Raw genomic sequence first — 3568 nt, forward strand, 5'->3', positions numbered from 1 at the left:
TCCCGTCGGCGCGAGTTCCGCGATGACCTTCCGGGTAGTGGTCAGATCCGTAAGTCGCGCTTCGGTCTCGGCCAGGGCGGCGGTGAGGTGCTCGAACTGGGACGAGCTGCCCTGCGACGCCGCCGACATCCACGCCGTAGTCGTCACCCATGCCCATCTGGACCACTGCGGCTACCTACCGCGCCTGGTCCGCCACGGCTTCCGCGGTCCGATCCTGGCCAGCGCCGCGACCGCCCGGCTGGCCGAGATCGTGCTCCGCGACAGCGCCCGCCTCCAGATGGAGGCCGCCGAGCATGCCAACCATCACGGCTGGTCCAAGCACCGTCCCGCCAAGCCGCTCTACGACGATGACGACGTCGAGCAGACGATCAAGTTCTTCGACCCCGTGCCGGTCGGCAGCGAGGTCGAAATCATGGGCGGGACCCGCCTGACCCTGCACCACGGCGGCCACATCCTCGGCTCCGCCTGGACTCACCTGACCCTGGAGGACGGCCACACCCTCGCCGTCAGCGGCGACCTCGGCCGCCCCGGCCACCCTCTCCTCCTGCCGCCTGAGCCGTTCACCGGTGCCGACGTCCTGCTCACGGAGTCCACATACGGCAACCGCCGCCACGACCACGAGACCGCGCGCCGGGAGTTCGCCTCCGTGATCACACGAACGCTTGCGCGAGGCGGGACCGTCGTCATTCCCGCCTTCGCGATCGACCGCACCGAGGTCGTCCTCCACGAGCTCGCCGCGCTGCGCAGCGACGGCACCCTGCCGAGGCACGTGCCGGTGTACGTGGACAGCCCCATGGCCCTGGCGGCCCTGGACGTCTACCGCGACACGCTGCGCGCCCACTCCCCCGCGCTCCGCCCCGAGATCCTCGCCCGCGGCGAGGCCGCCCTCAGCCCGGAGCCCTTCCTGGCCGCCCGCACCATCCAGGAATCCATCGATATCAACAGCACCACCAGCCCGGCGATCATCGTCTCCTCGGCCGGCATGGCCACCGGTGGCCGGGTCCTGCACCACCTGCACCGGACCTTGCCCGATCCCCGCAACGCCGTGGTCATCGTCGGCTTCGCCGCCGAGGGCACCCGCGCCCGCAACCTCGTGGACGGAGCCCGGGTACTGAAGATGTTCGGCGAGTACGTGCCCGTACGCGCCGAGGTCGCCGACGTACCGCACTTCTCCGCGCACGCCGACGCCGACCAGATCCTCAACTGGCTGCGCGCCGCCCCCGCCCCGCACACCACCTACCTCGTCCACGGCGAGGAGACCGCCGCCGAGACCCTGCGCGACCGCATCGACCACGAGCTGGGCTGGACCGCCGTCGTGCCCAAGCCGGGCGAGGCGGTCCTGATCCGCTGAGCAGCCACGACAGGACCGAACTGTCCCCCTCTCCCGATGCCGGGACCTGGTCGCCCTCGCGGACCCCACGCTCCGAGCCGAGGCTGAGGAAACGCCGGGAGGCACCCCATGTACACCGTTGCCGACGTGATGACGACGAAGGTCGTGGCCGTCACACCCGCCGCCGCGTTCAAGGAGATCGCCACAGCCATGGAGCGGTGGAAGGTCACCGCCCTGCCCGTCATCGAGGGCGAGGGCCAGGTCGTCGGCGTGGTCTCCGAGGCCGACCTGCTCCCCAAGGAAGAGTTCCACGAACACTGCCCGGGCCTCGTCGAGCAGATGCACCGCAGGGGTGACACCGCCAAGGCCGGCTCCGACCGCGCCAAGGACCTGATGACCTCCCCAGCTGCACGATCCGACCCGACGCCCTGCTCCCCCAGGCCGCCCGGCTGATGGCCGAACGCCACGTCAAACGGCTCCCGGTGGTCGACGCCAACGGCACCCTCAAGGGCATCATCAGCCGGGCCGACCTCCTCAAGGTCTTCCTCCGCTCCGACGAGGAACTGGCCACGGACATCCACCGCGGCGTCATCAAGCGCCTGTTCCCGCTCTCCCACGACGCCGTCAAGGTCACCGTCGTCCAGGGCGCCCCTCGAGGTCGCCCGCATCGCGCTGCCCCTGCTGGTGTACTTCGCCGTCATGTGGGCCGGATCCATGGCCGCCGCCGGCCGCGCCGTCGGCCTCAGCTATCCGAAGGCGGCGACGCTCGCCTTCACCGCCGCGGGCAACAACTTCGAACTCGCCATCGCGGTGGCCATCGCCACCTTCGGCGCCACCTCCGGCCAGGTGCTCGCCGGAGTCGTCGGGCCCCTCATCGAAGTCCCCGTCCTCATCGGCCTCGTCTACTGCTGTGACCGCATAGGTTCGCCGGGTTGGCGGTCGTGACGGTTGGATGTGGGGTGACGTCCGATCCGACCGCTGGAGGCGCGGTGGCCGAGCCCGTCCGTGTGCGCAGACTGACCGACCAGGAAGGGCAAAAGCTGCAGCAGATCGTGCGCCGGGGCAGCACCAGTTCGGTGCGCTATCGGCGCGCGATGATGCTGCTGGCCTCGGCCGGCGGGAACCGGGTTCCGGTGATCGCCCAGCTGGTGCAGGCCGATGAGGACACCGTGCGCGATGTGATTCATCGGTTCAACGAGATCGGCCTGGCTTGTCTGGACCCTCAGTGGGCGGGAGGCCGTCCCCGCCTGCTCACGCCTGATGACGAGGACTTCGTCATCCAGACGGCCACCACCCGCCCCACCAAGCTCGGCCAGCCCTTCACCTGCTGGTCCCTGCGCAAACTCGTCGCCTACCTGCGCAAAGTACACGGCCGGATGATCCTCATCTGCCGCGAGGCGTTACGCTGCCTGCTCGCCCGCCGCGGCGTCACCTTCCAGCGCACCAAGACCTGGAAGGAATCCCCGGACCCCGAACGCGAGGCGAAGCTGGACCGGATCGAGGAAGTCCTCGACCGCTTCCCGGACCGGGTCTTCGCCATCGACGAGTTCGGCCCGCTCGGCATCCGCCCCACCGCAGGCTCGGGCTGGGCCACGCGCAAACGCCCCGACCGGCTGCCCGCCACCTACCACCGCACCCACGGCGTTCGGTACTTCCACGGCTGCTACTCGGTCGGCGACGACCGGCTATGGGGCGTCAACAGGCGCAAGAAGGGCGCCGCCAACACACTGGCCGCGCTGAAGTCCATCCGCGCCGCCCGTCCCGACGGCGCCCCGATCTACGTGATCCTGGACAACCTCTCCGCCCACAAGGGCACCGACATCCGCCGCTGGGCGAAGAAGAACAAGGTCGAGCTGTGCTTCACCCCGACCTACGCCTCGTGGGCGAACCCCATCGAGGCCCACTTCGGACCGCTGCGGCAGTTCACTATCGCCCACTCCAACCATCCCAGCCACACCGTGCAGACCCGGGCACTGCACGCCTATCTGCGGTGGCGCAACGCCAACGCCCGTCACCGCGACGTCCTGGCCGCCGAACGCAAGGAACGCGCCCGCATCCGAAGCGAAAAGGGCATCCGCTGGGGCGGGCGCCCCCTCGCCACCGCAGCCTGAAGAACCCGGCGAATCTACGCGGTCATCAGCACACTAGTGAGCCCAGGGCGGTGTGATGGTGTTGCCGTCAGCCAGTTTGGCGGTGAGCCCGACACGTGTGGTGACCCACATGTGGGCGGGCTGGTCG

General features: G+C 69.9%; 3 protein-coding genes and 2 pseudogenes. 4 read left to right on the forward strand and 1 reads right to left on the reverse strand.

The annotated features are described in order from the left end of the window. The first annotated feature begins 22 nt into the window (after positions 1-22). The 4 genes and pseudogenes from ABTY04_RS40565 to ABTY04_RS40580 all read left to right on the forward strand — a co-directional run bounded on the left by ABTY04_RS40565 (position 23) and on the right by ABTY04_RS40580 (position 3441). Complete coding sequence (locus ABTY04_RS40565; protein WP_352218449.1) at positions 23-1351, forward strand: MBL fold metallo-hydrolase RNA specificity domain-containing protein; 1329 nt, start codon at positions 23-25, stop codon at positions 1349-1351. 108 nt (positions 1352-1459) lie between these two features. After that, positions 1460-1783 carry a CBS domain-containing protein gene (locus tag ABTY04_RS40570; RefSeq protein WP_352218447.1) on the forward strand — a complete coding sequence of 108 codons (324 nt, stop codon included), beginning with the start codon at positions 1460-1462 and terminating at the stop codon, positions 1781-1783. 195 nt (positions 1784-1978) lie between these two features. After that, positions 1979-2236: pseudogene (locus ABTY04_RS40575) on the forward strand (arsenic resistance protein); the annotation flags it as partial. 83 nt (positions 2237-2319) lie between these two features. Next, positions 2320-3441, forward strand: a complete 1122-nt coding sequence (locus ABTY04_RS40580) for an IS630 family transposase (RefSeq protein WP_352218448.1) — start codon at positions 2320-2322, stop codon at positions 3439-3441. A 33-nt stretch (positions 3442-3474) separates the two neighbouring features. Here ABTY04_RS40580 and ABTY04_RS40585 read toward each other — a convergent pair. Then, positions 3475-3568: pseudogene (locus tag ABTY04_RS40585) on the reverse strand (cupin domain-containing protein); the annotation flags it as partial.

The organism is Streptomyces sp. NPDC097981 (assembly GCF_040302565.1).
In the GTDB taxonomy this organism is placed as follows: domain Bacteria; phylum Actinomycetota; class Actinomycetes; order Streptomycetales; family Streptomycetaceae; genus Streptomyces.